Source organism: Bryocella sp. (genome assembly GCF_058498515.1).
The window spans coordinates 34581-49602 of sequence record NZ_JBMHYI010000049.1; the positions used below are offsets into that span (position 1 = coordinate 34581).

Genomic DNA, 15022 nt, shown 5'->3' on the forward strand with positions numbered 1-15022 from the left:
GGCCGCCGTTGTTGTCTCATGTCTCACGTACGAGAAGAGTATCTCTTTGGATTAATCCAGGCTGTGTGACTGTTACCCACCGCCGAGCCTGGCCTCAGCTCTTATGGACGACCTCGAACGAGTACCCGTCCGGATCGAACACATCAGCGGCATAGTATCCCGCATAGTATTCGAGCCGAGCCCGCGGCGAGATATTGTCCTTCGCGCCAGCGGCGATCGCCGCCTTATAAAACTCATCGACCTTCGCATTGCTCTCAGCCTTGAAACCCCAGTGAATCGCAGCCGGTTCAGGCTTTCCTTGCTGCAGCCAGAAGAATGCCTGCTTCCCATCGCCAAATCCCCACAGGTCAGGATGGCCGTCTTGTCCCTTGTACGGTAGGAAGTATTTGATATCAAGAGGCGCCAGGGCTGCCTCATAGAACGCCAGCGAACGTTCGATATCGCTGACAGTCAAAATCATGAAACTAAGCATGGTTCTCTCCTTCTGATACTTCAGATTGCGAGTGCTTCAATGGCCCTTTCACCATTGGGTACAGCATGGTTGGCAAGCTGCGGAATGTTCATGCCCTCTGCCCTTACAGTTTGAACGTCGTCGATTCCGATGAAGCCCAGGATCCGGCGGAGATATGGCTCAACGGTATCCCACGCCTTCCAGGGTCCCTCGCTGAAGACGCCACCGGATGCGAGCACCAGGATCGCCCTCTTGCCCTTCGCCAGCCCCTCTACCCCCGCACCTGCATAGTTGAAGGTCCTGCCGGCGCGTACCACATAATCAATCCACGCCTTCAGGGATGATGGGATTCCGAAGTTCCACATGGGCGATGCAATCACCACAAGGTCCGAGGTCATCAACTCCTCAACGAGCGTGTCGGAAAGATACGCCGCTTGCTTCAGCGATTCCGCCTCCGCCGGATCCTTCGTGGAAATTGCTTTCAGGGTTGGTCCATCCAGGTGGGGAAGCTTGTCCGTCGCAAGATCACGCTCAACAATCGTGGCCTCTGGGTATCGCGCCTCAAGCCGCTCTCGCAGCGCTTCTGTCAGTTTGCGGCTCGCCGACTCGGCTCCGCGAGGGCTCGATTCGATGATCAAAATTTGCTTCACAGTGCACCTCCCTTTGCTGCTTACCTTTTGTGCGTTGATTCTATTTTGGAGGCTTATTCTCAACAATAGGGCACTTTCAACTACGCAACGCACATGGAGGTAAGCATGAAGAAGAGCACCAAAAATCCCCTGGATTCGGCTTCAGTCTGCGGTCATGAAGACCCAGCCGCCGTCCGCGAGCTGCTGACCAAAGTTGGGGACAAATGGAGTATCTTCTTGATCCTCTCGTTAGCGCAGCTGCCCGGCGAGCGTGCTCGGTTTTCCGAGCTTGAAAGAGCGATCCCCGGTATCTCGCAAAGGATGCTGACCCTCACCCTGCGAACGCTGGAGAGAGACGGATTACTCACCAGAGAGTTATTCCCCGAGGTGCCTCTACGAGTGGAGTACGAACTCACGCCTTTGGGCAGAAGCCTGCTTCGACCCATGTGGGGGCTGGTGGACTGGGTGAAAGAGAACTGGCAGCACGTAAAGCAATCGCGGATCGAATTCGATGCAAAGTAGCCGATGCGGCGGTCGCATGTTTCCTCGCCGAGACCAAAGCATGTCGACCACGGCCAGCAAAGAAAGCGCCTGCAGACCTTCATCAGATCTGCAGGCGACAGCATCCCAATCTCGGCACTTATCCTAAATCTCGAGCGAGCACCTCTTCCAGCCTGCCGAAGAACCTCTGCCAGCCATATGTCGCTCCCTTGAAGGCTGCCTGCTGATCGGCACGGAAGCCCGAGTGCTCCATGCGGAGATGCGTGCCACCCTCCGTTGGAGTCAGCGTGAACAGCACAACGGACTCAAGCCCCATCGAGCCCCAACTGTACGAAAGCTGCTTCAGTGGCTCAACAACCAGCACGGTACAGTCGATCACTCCATCCCACTGCGGCACCGGCTCGGCGCGAAACTGAAACCTTCGCTCCACCACAGGTTCAAAGTCGTTGTTCATCAGCCACTGCGCGAGGAGGGGGCTTTCCGTAAGAGCGCGCCAAACCTTCTCTGACGCATGCGGAAACGTCCTCTCGATGACGACTGTCTGCGTAGTCTCTGCGGTGTTACTCATGGCTCCATCCTTTCCAATAGTGATTCAAGTCGGTCGAACCTTTCCTGCCAGAACGCGCTGTACAGCCGCAGCCAGTCGACCATCGGCGTAAGTGCATCCGGCTGCACACGATAGTGCGTCTCGCGTCCCTCGCGCCGATGCCGCACCAGCTTTGCCCGCTTCAACACCAGCAAATGCTTGGACACCGCCGGCTGCGACACTCCCGCATACTGTGTGAGCGCATGAACGGTCTGCTCGCCCTGTCGCGTCAGTTCCTCGAAGATGGACCTTCGTGTTGGATCCGCGAGGGCGCGGAACAGGTGATTGGTCGCTGTTGACTTCACTCGCCAACCATAACCGTATGGTTATGGTTTCGTCAAGCCGATTTGACCACCCTTGCCAGCAAACAGAAACGCCTGCAGACCTCATCGGATCTGCAGGCGCATCCGCTTCGTGATAACTCAGTGCGCAGCCACCATCGCCTCCACCGCCGAGTGCAGCCCCGCTCCGTTCGCACTCCGCGTGTAGAACATGTGCCCGCCGGGAAACTCCTTGACCTCAAGCTGCTTGCCCAGCGTCGCCGGAAGCTGGTTCGCCACCAGCACCGAGCCCATGAACGGGCACGAGAGGTCGTTCCATCCGTGCACGATCAGCACCTTGAGCTTCGGATCAGCAGCCAGCGCCTCGCGCAGATCAGCCGCAGCCTCGCCGCGATTGCCGTTGGTGTCGCGCTGCCACAGCCGGTTCACCTCGTAGCTGAGCGCGTTGTAGCGATCATCGGTCCGCCAGCCCACGGTGTGCGTGATGAAGTCCACCGCGGCCGAAGTCGTTGGAGCAATGATGCTCTCCAGGATCGGATCGCCACCTTGACCCTCCGACGAATAAGGAAACGGATCCGGCAACGTCACGTTGGAGTCGTACACCGATCCAATCGCTCCCTGCTCGCGATGCACCTCGCGCAGGTAAGCACCCGTCTCCAGCCGGCCGCCCGAGTAGCGCACATACAGCGGATCGAGCCCCGTCATCTCCGTCACGTGCTGGATCATCGCATCCGTCTCAGCCTTGTTCGCCGGCCCATGCACCAGCGCCTCGAGATACGGCCCCTGGGTGTACTTGATGACATCCTGCATCGCCGCATCGGTCAGCTGGCCCTTGCGCTCCAGGTTGGCCGCGGTGATCGCCGGCAGCGTCACCATCCAGTTCACCGGAGAGATCGTCGCATCCCCGGCAGGTGGCCGCAGCGCCGGACTCACCAGCACCACACCGTTCACTCCCACCCCAATCTGCGACTGCAGATAGTGCGCGATCCTAGGCCCGCGATAGCCGCCATAGCTCTCGCCCGCAAGATACTTCTTCGCCAGCATGCGGTCGTTCTTCACCAGCCACTTGTAGATGATCAGCGAGAGGTACTCGACGTCCTGCTGCGCGCCGTAAAAGAGCTTCTTGCTCTCCGCCTCGTCCACCAGCGACTTCGAGAATCCCGTCCCGATGGGATCGATGAACACCAGGTCCGTAAAGTCCAGCCATGTTGCAGGATTGTCCTGGAGCACAGCCGGATCCGAGGCGGAGTCGCCCTCGTTCGCAAAGTGAATCCGCTTCGGTCCGAACGCTCCCATGTTCAGATACACCGACGACGCTCCTGGTCCGCCGTTGAACGCGAACATCACCGGCCGGTTGGGTCCATCGACGATGTACGACGTGACCACCACCTCGCCCGTCGCTTTACCCTCAGCATTCTTCACTGCGATCGTGCCGACGGTCGCCGTGTAGTGGATCGTCTTGCCATTGACTGTGATCGTCTGCGGCACGCTCTTGTCCGCAGGCAGGGGATTGGCCATGGGTTCGGCCTTGGCCGCGCCGGCAGGAGCGGCAGCTGGAGGGGCACTGGCGCCGCCGCGCTGTGCCACGCAGGAAAGCGCGACAGCAGGCAGCATGAGAGCCAGCAGGAGTGCAGGAGAAAACGTGCGCGGAGTCATGCGACATAGTGTAGGGCAACTACCCCGGAAACGCAGAAGAGGCGGCCGAAGCCGCCTCTCTTGCTCTTGCACTTGCGCCTGTCGTCTTTACGGCTTCGGTGTGGAGGAAGAAACGCCCGCCGCCTGCGCGTCGCGCGCTGCCATCGCGGCCGTCTTCTCGCGATGCTTGCGAATGTAATGCGCCGCAATGTCCGGATAGAACTCGCGGATGCTCGAAAACGCCACGTCGCGCATTGCGGAGTATCCGAACTTCGTTGCCAGCACGCTGAAGCTGGTCGCGCTCGACGGGTAGTATTCGCGCGAGATGATCTGCGTCAGCACCTTGCCGCCCAGGCCCGCAATGTTCGGCGTGTTGCGGCCCGAATACGTCCGCGCCACACCCTGGCGGCTGATCACGTACAGCGCGCGCACAAAGATCGGATGCCCCGCACCCAGCGGGTAATAGCGCGTGTCCTCATGCAGCAGGCTCGGCAGGAACCAAGCTGAAAGATACGTGCCATCCGTCTTGTCCAGGAAGCCGCGCCACGTGTACGCGTAGAACCCGTCCGCGCCCTTGCCCAGTGCCGGATGAGAGTTCATACCCTCCGCCGTAATCGAGGTCAACCCGAGGAAGAGGAACGAAGAATAGTCGAACGCCTGGCGCGTGGCGACCTGGAAGTTGTAGCCCCAGCCCGGAGGATGCACCACCGCTCCCGCCGACACCGTGCGGAAGTTCGGCATGAAGCCCAGAATACGGTGCGGTTGGGAGCGCTCCAGTGGGATCGGCTTGCAGTTCCTGTCTACCTCTACGCCCGGATCGGCGACACAATGTTCATGGTCGTCGAGATGGGCCTGAGGCGTAGTGGGTTGGGCGGGCATCTGGTCTTGGTCGGAGTCTGAGTCTGAAGAGCTCGCGAACGGGCTCTCGGGGACGGCCGGAAGACCGCTGTCGGGAGCCATCCCATACGACAACGCATAGGAGTCGTCCGCTGCGGGATACAGGGCCGAAGAAGGTGCGTTTGGGAGACTTCCAGGTGTGTCGGTCACGCTTGCGCGCGCAAGAGACCACGAGGTCAGCGCCGTGAGTGCGATGCAAAGAGTACGGAATGAATGCAGCAAGAGAAAAAACTTCCTGGGGCCGGAATGCGGCACGGTCCCTATGACGATGGTTCGGATCTGTCGTTAGAGGATTAGACGGCGCTCGTCCCCCCAGGTTGCGGCAGGATTTTGCTCTGGCTGCGATGGGACTCTCGCCGCCCGCGCCTCGCACTTCCGCGCTAAAACCAGGAGGCCCATGGACTTCCATGGGCCTCCTGAGTTTTCACGCTGTCCGGTGCCGCAACGCTTATCGCCCAACCTCTTCCAGATACTTCTCTACCTCGAGCGCCGCCATACAGCCCGTGCCTGCAGCCGTAATCGCCTGGCGATAGCGCCGGTCCTGCACATCGCCGCAGGCATACACACCGTGCATCTGCACGCCCTGCCGCGTCACGAACACGTTGTGCTCGGTCTTCACGTAGCCGTCCGCGTCCAGGTCGATCTGCCCGGTAAACATCGTCGCATTGGGCTCGTGCCCGATCCCCAGGAACATGAAGCTCACCGGCAGCTCCGACCGCTCGCCCGTCTTGCGGTTGATCAGCTTCAGCGCCTTCACTTCCTTCTCCTCCACGCCCACAACCTCTTCCACCAGCGTGTTGTGCAGGAACTCGATCTGCGGGTGCGCGATCGCGCGCTCCAGCATGATCCGCGAAGCCCGGAAGTTCTCGCTGCGATTGATGATCGTCACCTTGGTGGCAAAGCGCGTTAGAAACAGAGCCTCTTCCATCGCCGAGTCTCCGCCGCCGATCACCGCAATCTCTTTGCCGCTCGCGAAAAATCCATCGCATGTCGCGCAAGAGCTCACGCCGAAGCCAATCAGCGCCTGCTCGCTGGGCAAGCCCAGCCACCGCGCCGAAGCTCCCGAAGCGATGATCAGCGACCGCGTCAGCACGATCTCCTTGCCGATGCGCAGCTCGAACGGCGAGCGCGTCAGGTCGGCCGAGCTCAGGTGAGCCATCCGCAGCTCCGCGCCAAAGCGCGTCGCCTGCTTCTTCATGTTCTCGATCAGCTCCGGACCCTGCACACCGTCCGGCCAGCCCGGAAAGTTCTCCACCAGCGTGGTGATCGAAAGCTGCCCGCCCGGCTCATGGCCTTCCAGGACGAGCGGCTTCAGGTTCGCGCGGGCCGCGTAGATCGCGGCGGTAAGCCCGGCACAGCCGGAGCCAAGGATGACTGTGTCGCGCACTTCGTACGTTTCAGACATAACGTATTCGATTGTAGCCGGGCCGGAAACGATGCGACGCGCATCGTCGGCCCGCTGCGGATCATCTTGATCCATAAGCGTATTGATTTCGGGAGAGTAGCATCGAACCATGGCAAATCTGGTCCTTGTATATGGAATGCGTCTGTTGCCGGCCGACGAGCTCGAAGCCGTCGAAGCCGCGCAGGTCAAGCTGAAGAACGGCAACGAAGCCCAGGTCACAATGCACGTCCTCGAAGGCAGCCGCGAGAGCATCGAATCCCAGCTCAAAACCTCCGTCGACGCTTTCTTCGACTTCTACCCCGAGATCTAGCGTCTTCCGCACGAGTCCGGCTTCCCCTTTTGGCCTGCCTCCGCATTTCATCTGTGTCCCAACCTGAGAATCCCCTTCTCCCATAGCTGTCCCGCGACGAAGTAGTTCGTGGGAGCGCTGTGAAGAGATGTTGCAAAGACAATCCCCCCGAGCTCGAGTCGTCCTCCTTCTGGTGATGGGACTACGCCTGTTACTGCTTCCCGCGGCACAGGCGCAAGTCCCGACGCCTGACACCACACTCGGCGTAGCACTGCGCAACCTGGCTTCCCGAGCCGGTGTCGCCTTCGTCGGCCAGGTTACCCAGATCGAGCGCACCGGAGACGTCGTCCTGGTGCACTTCCGCGTCGACCAGAACCTCCTCGGCGACGCTCCCAACCCTTACATCCTTCGTGAGTGGGCCGGCCTCTGGCCCCACGGCGAGCAGCGCTACTACCCCGGCCAGCGCGCCATGGTCTTCCTGCACACTCCCGCCAGCTCGGGCTTCAGCTCGCCCGTCGACGGCGCCGAGGGCATGGTCCCCGTCATCCCGCAGGGCGCGGAGAACACGCCCCTCCTTGACGTTCGCCGGCTCGACACCCGACTCCTCCGCAACGTTGGCGACCCGCTCCCCGACAGCACCACCAGCGCGATCCTCCTCACCGATGCCGCCACCGTCGTCCAGCGCTGGCACGATCCCACCTGGACCGAGCCCGTCCGCCGTCCGCTGCCAGTCGAAGCCATCCCCACCATCGTCTCCACCGACCCCACCACCGGCGCACCTATCAGCAGACACCGCCTCGTCCCTTCCATCCCCAAACCCCAACAGCCCCAACCTCAGCCCTTCAGCGTGCTTGCTCCCCGCGTCCCGGTTACCAATGCTCCCCGCTAACGCCCTCGGCGTCAGGCAGTTCCGAGCCAGCCGCCATCGCCTCGCCACGCTCCTGCTCGCCGCCCTCGCGCTCGCCCCCGCGCTGTATGCAGGCGGTCCCCGCTTCATCACCGGGACCACCTTCAGCGGCATCGGCCCCGGCAACCTGATGGCCTTCTATACCCCGAACCTCACCTACGCCACGGATCCCGGCAACCTCGCCTCCAACGTGACCCACGCCCAGGCTGACTCCCTCGTCGCCGCCGCTGCCGCAGTCTGGAACGTGCCCTACTCCAGCCTCACCCTCGCGCAGGCTGGCACCCTCGCCGAGCACGTCTCCAGCGGCAACGCCTACTTCAACGGCACGCAGATGGTCTTTCCCGCCGACGCGAGCGCCTCCAACTACCTCACCATCCCCATCGCCGTCGTGTACGACACCGATGGCAGCGTCACCGACCAGCTCCTCGGAGCCGGAGCCAGCGGATCGTCCTCTTGCCGGCAGAACGGCGTCACCAGCACCGTCGACAGCTTCAGCCCGACCGGCCAGATCCTCCACGCGGTCCTGATCCTCAACGGCCATTGCGTCGGTTCCACACCCCAACAGCTCACCCAGATGCAGTACCAGGTCATGCGGGCCTTTGGAAGAGTGCTGGGCCTGGCCTGGTCGCAGCTCAACGACAACGTCTTCACCGGCAGCCCTGCTCCCACGGCCTCCGATCTATCCTTCTGGCCGGTCATGCACCCCATCGACATCATCTGCGGCCCCTATAGCTACCAATGCATGCAGAACCCCTTCGTGCTGCGAGTCGACGACATCTCCTCTCTGTTCCTGCTCTACCAGCAGAGCACCACCGATAGCGCTACCGGCAAGATCGCAGGCCTCGATGGAAGCGACCTCATGAGTGGCATGGTTTACTTTCCTTCCGGCGCCGGCATGGATTACGTCAACGTCACCGTGAAGCGCTGGTTCGCCGGCGCCAATGGCGTCGAGTCCTCTCAAGCCGCTTCCGGCATCTCCGGCTTCACCTTCCAGGCCAATGAAGGCAATCGCGTCACTGGCGTCGAGGACACCACGCTCAACTCGGGCCTCAACGATAACTACCGCGAAGGGTATTACGTCATTGGCCGCGCCCCCATCAACACCGGCACCGACCTCTTCCTCACCACCGAATCCGTCAATCCGCTCTACACCGGCAGCTACTCGCTCGGAAATTCCCAGCGTCCCGTCCCCACGCTCTCCGGCCCCTCCGCAACCGTCGTTGGCTACTCCGAGTGGCCCGATCAGGGCTACCTCTTCAACATTCCCCAGGCCAGCACCATCACCACCTGCGCTCCGGGTGCCGACGGCTCCGAGAGCGCTCCCGCCTCCTTTGATCCCAGCGGCCTGTGGCTAGGCCAGCTCTGCGGCGTTGGCCATCAATCCTGGTTCAGCGTCACTGTGCAGCCTGGCCGCACCTGGACCCTCGAAACCAAGGCTCTCGACGAACTCGGAACCGCCACCCTCTACAAGGCCCAGCCTGTGCTCGGCGTCTGGAACACCTCCGACCCCGTCGACGGCAGTCTCCCCACAGTCGCCTCCGCACCCTTCGCCATGAACGCCATGGCCCCCGGCGTCACGCAGGTCAGGATGTCCTCCGCCGCATCCACCGCCAGCTACCGCTTCGTCGTTGAAGACCAGTTCGGCGGCGGCCGTCCCGACTTCCGCTACCAGGCCCGCATCCTCTACGCCGACTCCGTCTCGCCCAACGTCGTCGGTATCGGCGGAGGCCTGCTCACCCTCACCGGAACCGGCTTCGTCAACGGCAATCGCGTGCTCGTTAACGGCGTCATCGCCACCGTCACCAGCACCTCCGCGACCCAGATCCAGGCCATCGCGCCCACCCTCGCCGCCAGCGGCGCCACGCAGGGCACACCCGTAGACGTCGAAGTCTACGACGCTGGCACCGGCGGCTCCGCCACGGTCCTCTCCTCGCTCAGGTACAACAACGCACCCGACCTCATCCAGACCGTCAGCGCGCCCTCCGCGATCTACACCGCCGTCGCCTCCACGCCCTTCACCGTGCAGACGCTCACCTCCGGTGGTTCCGCGCCGGCCATCGGCGCGACCGTTACCTTCACCGTCACGCAGGGCTCCGCGCAGCTCGGCTGCGGCACCACCACCTGCACCTACACCACCGACAGCAACGGCCATGCCGCCACCACCCTCTTCGGCCTCGCCGTCGGCAGCGTCACCGTCACTGCCACCGAGCTCAGCGGAGGCAACAGCGTCTCGCTGACGGTGGCCGACACCACGCCCACCCTCGCCCTCACCCTCGCCCAGCCCACGGCTTACTTCGCCGCAGGCTCCTCTGCCAGGTGGACCCTCACCTCCGCCGCTACACTGAACAGCGGCCCTGGCCTCTCGGCTCCCATGGCCTGGACGCCCTCCGCCGGCATGCGCCTCGCCTCAGCGAGCACCACCGCGGATGCCAACGGCAACGCCTCCGCCACGGTCAGCGTGACCTCGGCCCCAACCGGCATCTACACCCTCCAAAGCTGCGCCTGGAACCTCATCTGCGCCACCTGGACTGCCATCGCAGTCGACAGCTCTCTTTGGACGCCCGCCATCGCCTCCGGCGCAGGCCAGAGCGTCTCCCAAACCTCGACCCTCGCTCCGGTCACCATCAACATCACCGACGGCTCCGGCCACGCCCTCCCCGGAGCCTCGGTCACCCTCAATCAGCAGGTCAACGCCTGGGAAGGCCCCTGCATCGGCGCGGCCATCTGCCCCGCCGCGCCCCTGCTCGCCAAGTCCACCGCCACCGCCGCCGCCGACGCCAACGGCAACGTCCAGATCACCCCGCTCCAAGTCCCAGGCCAGCCCCAGGTCGTCAACCTCGCCATCATCACCGGAACCCAGGGTTTCGTCTCCCTCTCGCTGATCAAGACGCCCTAGCCGCATCGTCAATACGAATCCTGGATGATGTGTCATTTCGACCGGAGCAGGATAGTTTCATCATCCTGCGGAGTTGAGAAACCTGCTGCTGGAAAGGCGAAGGGCATGGCCTCAGCCATGCCCTCCCTATTGCAACTCCAGCTCGACCCCTACGCAGTCTCCACCGAAACCAGCCCATCGTGCGCCGGCGCGCGCCCAATCGACGCAATCCCATAGCACGCGATGTACACATAGCAGATCACCGGCATGAAGAAGCTAGGATGCAGCCCGATGTGATCGGCGATGCGCCCCTGAATCTCCGGCATGATCGCGCCGCCCAGGATCGCCGCGATCAGCAGGCTCGAGCCCTTGCTCGTCAGAGGCCCCAGGTCCTGGATGCCCAGCGTGAAGATCGACGGGAACATGATCGAGTTGCAGAATCCCACCGCCAGCAGCGTCCACATTGGCACCGAGTGCGGCACCACCATCGTCCAGTGGTAGTGCAGGAAGTGCATCGGGTAGCTCGCAATAATCCCCGACGTAAAGTGAGTGTTCATGCTGATCAGCACCAGGATGCCCGCAAGGATCGCTCCCGGCCCAAGCACCATACCCGTCTTGATCTTCTGCAGGATCGCCGAGCCCACGAACCGGCCCAGCATCGCGCCACCCCAGTAGCACATCAGGAAGTTCGCCGCGATCGACTCCTTCAGCCCCGCCACATCCGGCAGGCCCATGTAGTTCACTAGCAGGCTGCCGATCGAAACCTCCGCACCCACGTAGGTGAAGATCCCCAGCGCCGCGAACAGCAGCCAAGGATGCCGCCAGATCGTATCCGGCCGCGACAGCGCCTCGGAGAACGCACCCGGTCGGAAGTCCTGCGTGTACTGGCTCACGCCCGTGGTGGTCTTCAGCTTGATCGCAGCCAGCGCCAGCGCCAGCAGCACCAGCGTCAGCGCAATCCCGATGTACGGAAACTGCACGGTAGACGCCTGCGCCGCGCGATACGCCTGCCGCGCCACATCGCTCATCGTATGCAGCGTCGCCACCGACGCCATCGGCGGAGCGGTCGCCAGGATCAGCTGCGATCCGAAGAACGGCGCAATGAATGTGCCCACCGAGTTGAACGCCTGCGCGAGGTTCAAACGGCTCGAGGCCGTCGCCGCCGGCCCAATCACCGTCACGTACGGGTTCACCGCCACCTGCACCACCGTCATGCCCGCCGCCAGCACAATCAGCGCGCTCAGGAAGACAGGGAACAGCGCCAGGTGCGCCGCTGGGATAAATCCCGCCGCGCCCGTCGCCATCACCAGCAGCCCCACCACCATCGTCTTCTTGTAGCCCAGCCGGTCCACCAGCATGCCGCCCGGATAACTGAACACAAAGTACGACGTGAAGAACGCGAACTGCACCGTCATCGCCTCGGCATAGTTCAGCTCGAAGATCGACTTCAGGTGCGGAATGATGATGTCGTTCAGGCAGGTGAGAAATCCCACCATGAAAAAGAGGGCGGTAGCGACGCTCATCGCGCGCGTGTCGGTGCGCACAATGTCGTCGTGATAGCCAGGGGCACTAACGTTCTTTAGCGGTACGGCCAAGCGGACTCCTCGGGCAGCGCATCCGGCACGCGCCCAACCATGCAGATTTTCCACTCCAGACTACCTTCTTCGGGCCGCCCGTGTTTTGTCCTTTCGGAGCTCAAGCCCCTGGCCCACGCTAGACCATCGCTTGTTTGCGCGGACTCAGGGCATGTCGGACAAGACGCGAACAGGCGCGCAAGGGACACAAAATTCTTGCCAGGTGGCACCTTCGCCTCCAGGTCGTATCAACATTCAGCCCCACCTAAGATGTGTCATTTCGACCGAAGCGGGACAGTTTCATCGTCCCGCGTAGTGGAGAAACCTGCTTCATTTGCCAGCACATGCAAACAGCAGGTCCCTCGACTTCGCGGCGCTTCGCTCGGGATGACACATCTTGCAGGGATTTTCCCCAACAGGGCTCGCCGAATTTCGAATTTGTCGATACAGCCTCGTCAACCTCACACCTCGCTCCTCTACAGCAGGCAGGAGCGTAGTAGCCTGAAATCCCGGCGCATCACGAGCCGCGGCAAGCTCACTATGCCCAGCACCCATCCCACGCCTTCGTCCTCGACGCCCGCCGCCTCGTCCGCCACCAGTCTCGGCCCCATCCCCCTCGCGCCCATCTTCATCGCCCGCGTCTGGGGAGCCCACGACCTCGGCCCCTGGTTCCCGCCCGCTACCGGCGGCGCCATCGGCGAAGCCTGGCTCACCTCAACTGACTGCACCGTCGAGGCCGGCCCGCATCGGGGCCGCACGTTAGACGAGCTGCTCGCCGAGCATCCCGCCGAGCTCGCCCGCGGCGTCCAGGGCGAGTTCCCGCTGCTCATCAAGGTCCTCTTCCCGAAGGAAAAGCTGAGCGTCCAGGTCCATCCCGACGACGCCCGCGCCCAGGCCCTCGGCATGCCCAACGGCAAAACCGAGTGCTGGTACATCCTCTCCGCCAACCCCGGAGCCACCGTCGCCGTCGGCCTCACCACGCCCATGTCCACCGACGACATCCGCACCGCCATCCAGCAGGGAACCATGGAGCAGTACCTCAACCAGGTCCCCGTCCAGGCCGGCGACATGGTCTTCGTCGACGCCGGAACCGTCCACGCCGTCATGCCCGGAGTCATCGTCCTCGAGACCCAGCAGTACTCCGACACCACCTACCGCCTCTTCGACTACGGCCGCCCTCGCGAACTCCACATCGAAGAAGGCCTCGCCGCGACCAAGAACAACACCCGCGCCGGCCTCGTCCCGCCCGTCGCCATGGACGGCTTCACGAGGATCATCGACGAGCAGTATTTCTTCGTCGATCGCTTCGATCTCGAAGCCACTGCTAGCGTTCAGCTCGGCAGCTTCACCGGTCTCCAAATTGTGGTTGCCCTCGGCGACGGAGCAACACTCAACATCGGCTCCCCGAATCCGATCCAGCTCAAACCGGGCCACGCTGTCGTGCTACCGGTGGGCACATTGCATTACGACGTCGCCGCAACGGAACCAGTTCAAGTCATTCGTATCGGAAGACCGTAGCTTCTTCACTTCCATAAGCCGACATCCCGGTACTTCTGTGGTGCCCGGCTCGCAAACGGCGTCTGCGCCAATGTTGCGGGCGACCCGTTCGTCCATTGCGGACCCTGTCCTTGCGATCTATCATCAAGCAGCCCCAGACAGCTTCGCACCACTCTTTTTATGACGAATTGGCAGGTGTCGCATGTCTAAGAAACGCACGAAAACATCTGTCCCGCTTAGATCTCTAACTGACTTCATAGAAGAGTTTGATCGATACTTCTCGGGCTCTACCCAACTGAAATGTTATCGAGGCCAGCGGAATTCCTCTTGGCAAAACGTAGCAGGGATATTTCGTCCTGACTTCAAAAAGCTTCTCAAAGATGAGAAAAGGGCAATTCGGAAGCTGATCTCAGTTCAGCCTCATGAGTTTGCATCGGACGAAACCATGTTTGATAAGCTCGTCCGGATGCAGCATTTTGGACTGCCCACTCGATTGCTGGATGTTTCGCGAAATGCAATGGTGGCGCTTTTCTTCGCAACCGATCCAGGCCCTGTCGATAGCAAACCAAGCGACGGCTCGGTGACTGCATTCGCGATTCCGCCGGAAATTGAGAAGTATTATGACAGCGATTCTGTAAGTTGCATTGCCAACTTGGCCAATATGACCGCAGAGGAGAAGGGCAAGATTCTGGAATTGAAAGAGGCGCTAACCGAGGATCTTTCAGAAGCTCGCACCATTGAACTTTTCAACCAAGACGACGTTGTAGATCGACTTCTTCAATTCATCCGGGCCGAAAAATCATACTTCCGGCCGATCATGAATCCCGCAGATTTATTTGTGCGGTATTACGTCCACCCTAAAATGAGCAACCGAAGAATCCTTGCGCAGTCCGGCGCTTTCATCCTTTACGGCTTTGAGCCGCCTAAGACGATGTTCTTTCCCTACCAGATCGAAGAAACCTCATTCAATGTCCCGCAAGATGTGAAAAGCTCCATTCGAGAGGCGCTCGATAATATTGGCATCAATGAAAGCACGCTATTCCCAGAGATTGACAAGGCTGCTGCTTGGATTAAAAACAGCTACCCAAGCAGTTAGGCATCGGGCACGACTATGCAAAAACCGAAAACTGGAATGGGACCGATGCGAGCGTTATGGAGGCTCTTTGGAGCGCCCCGGTGACGCCTCTGGTTCCTAGACTTTCCTCCACTTGTCCCTACCGCCAACATTAGTGTCTCGGACGCGCTCCACTAGAACGGCTGAATCGGGGTTCATCTCACGAGCTCGCTCAATCGCCTGAGCCTGGGTCGGAAGCACTGCACTGGCTCTTTCCGAGCCTGGTTTTCTCACCGCATAATCTCCCTGCTCGCGTCTTTCGATAAACAGTTCGTTCTTAGCCATGGAATCCTCGCTTTTCTACGGGATGCGCTACACCGTCTAGCATAAATTGTACTGCCGCGCGAGTCGAATCGGTCTGATTGATCCCGAGAAGCGCGC

The 15022-nt window shown here is 61.6% G+C and carries 15 protein-coding genes; 6 read left to right on the forward strand and 9 right to left on the reverse strand.

The features are described 5' to 3' along the window. Positions 1-94: 94 nt before the first annotated feature. Complete coding sequence (locus AC5E6W_RS16030; protein WP_491753333.1) at positions 95-472, reverse strand: VOC family protein; 378 nt, start codon at positions 470-472, stop codon at positions 95-97. A 20-nt stretch (positions 473-492) separates the two neighbouring features. Beyond that, the gene (locus tag AC5E6W_RS16035) at positions 493-1164 is read right to left on the reverse strand and encodes an FMN-dependent NADH-azoreductase (RefSeq protein ID WP_491753334.1); all 672 of its coding nucleotides are present in this window, start codon (positions 1162-1164) and stop codon (positions 493-495) included. Positions 1165-1206: 42 nt separating this feature from the next. Between AC5E6W_RS16035 and AC5E6W_RS16040 the strand changes: the two genes are divergently transcribed. After that, a complete protein-coding gene (locus AC5E6W_RS16040; RefSeq protein WP_491753335.1) occupies positions 1207-1602 on the forward strand; it encodes a winged helix-turn-helix transcriptional regulator in 396 nt (131 codons plus the stop codon). 118 nt (positions 1603-1720) lie between these two features. Here AC5E6W_RS16040 and AC5E6W_RS16045 read toward each other — a convergent pair whose 3' ends face one another. The 5 genes from AC5E6W_RS16045 to trxB all read right to left on the reverse strand — a co-directional run bounded on the left by AC5E6W_RS16045 (position 1721) and on the right by trxB (position 6385). Continuing rightward, positions 1721-2149 carry an SRPBCC family protein gene (locus AC5E6W_RS16045; RefSeq protein WP_491753336.1) on the reverse strand — a complete coding sequence of 143 codons (429 nt, stop codon included), beginning with the start codon at positions 2147-2149 and terminating at the stop codon, positions 1721-1723. Further along, entirely contained in the window at positions 2146-2472 is a 327-nt protein-coding gene (locus AC5E6W_RS16050) for an ArsR/SmtB family transcription factor (protein WP_491753337.1), read from the reverse strand. Before AC5E6W_RS16050 ends, AC5E6W_RS16045 begins: the two co-directional genes overlap by 4 nt. Positions 2473-2589: 117 nt before the next feature. Further along, the gene (locus AC5E6W_RS16055; protein ID WP_491753338.1) at positions 2590-4104 is read right to left on the reverse strand and encodes a S10 family peptidase; all 1515 of its coding nucleotides are present in this window, start codon (positions 4102-4104) and stop codon (positions 2590-2592) included. Between the two features lie 87 nt (positions 4105-4191). Continuing rightward, positions 4192-4962, reverse strand: coding sequence for a hypothetical protein (locus AC5E6W_RS16060; RefSeq protein ID WP_491753339.1), 771 nt, complete (start codon positions 4960-4962; stop codon positions 4192-4194). A gap of 466 nt (positions 4963-5428) precedes the next feature. Then, the gene (gene trxB / locus AC5E6W_RS16065) at positions 5429-6385 is read right to left on the reverse strand and encodes a thioredoxin-disulfide reductase (RefSeq protein WP_491753340.1); all 957 of its coding nucleotides are present in this window, start codon (positions 6383-6385) and stop codon (positions 5429-5431) included. A gap of 109 nt (positions 6386-6494) precedes the next feature. On the opposite strand from trxB, the gene AC5E6W_RS16070 reads away from it, so the two are divergent. From AC5E6W_RS16070 to AC5E6W_RS16080, 3 genes are all read left to right on the forward strand, one after another. Continuing rightward, the gene (locus AC5E6W_RS16070) at positions 6495-6695 is read left to right on the forward strand and encodes an allantoinase (protein ID WP_491753341.1); all 201 of its coding nucleotides are present in this window, start codon (positions 6495-6497) and stop codon (positions 6693-6695) included. A 175-nt stretch (positions 6696-6870) separates the two neighbouring features. After that, positions 6871-7563: a hypothetical protein gene (locus AC5E6W_RS16075; protein ID WP_491753342.1), complete on the forward strand. Its 693-nt coding sequence runs from the start codon at positions 6871-6873 to the stop codon at positions 7561-7563. After that, positions 7550-10477 (forward strand): choice-of-anchor Z repeating domain-containing protein, encoded by a 2928-nt coding sequence (locus AC5E6W_RS16080; protein ID WP_491753343.1) that lies wholly within the window; start codon positions 7550-7552, stop codon positions 10475-10477. Before AC5E6W_RS16075 ends, AC5E6W_RS16080 begins: the two co-directional genes overlap by 14 nt. A gap of 149 nt (positions 10478-10626) precedes the next feature. Here AC5E6W_RS16080 and AC5E6W_RS16085 read toward each other — a convergent pair whose 3' ends face one another. Further along, positions 10627-12051, reverse strand: coding sequence for a sugar MFS transporter (locus AC5E6W_RS16085; protein ID WP_491753344.1), 1425 nt, complete (start codon positions 12049-12051; stop codon positions 10627-10629). 519 nt (positions 12052-12570) lie between these two features. On the opposite strand from AC5E6W_RS16085, the gene AC5E6W_RS16090 reads away from it, so the two are divergent. Together AC5E6W_RS16090 and AC5E6W_RS16095 are read left to right on the forward strand one after the other, a co-directional pair. Then, on the forward strand, positions 12571-13548 hold the full coding sequence (locus AC5E6W_RS16090; RefSeq protein ID WP_491753345.1) for a type I phosphomannose isomerase catalytic subunit: 978 nt from the start codon (positions 12571-12573) through the stop codon (positions 13546-13548). Between the two features lie 181 nt (positions 13549-13729). Continuing rightward, positions 13730-14623 (forward strand): FRG domain-containing protein, encoded by an 894-nt coding sequence (locus AC5E6W_RS16095; protein ID WP_491753346.1) that lies wholly within the window; start codon positions 13730-13732, stop codon positions 14621-14623. Positions 14624-14719: 96 nt separating this feature from the next. Here the strand turns inward: AC5E6W_RS16095 and AC5E6W_RS16100 are convergent, their stop codons facing one another. Next, positions 14720-14926: a DUF2188 domain-containing protein gene (locus AC5E6W_RS16100; RefSeq protein WP_491753347.1), complete on the reverse strand. Its 207-nt coding sequence runs from the start codon at positions 14924-14926 to the stop codon at positions 14720-14722. Positions 14927-15022: the final 96 nt, after the last annotated feature.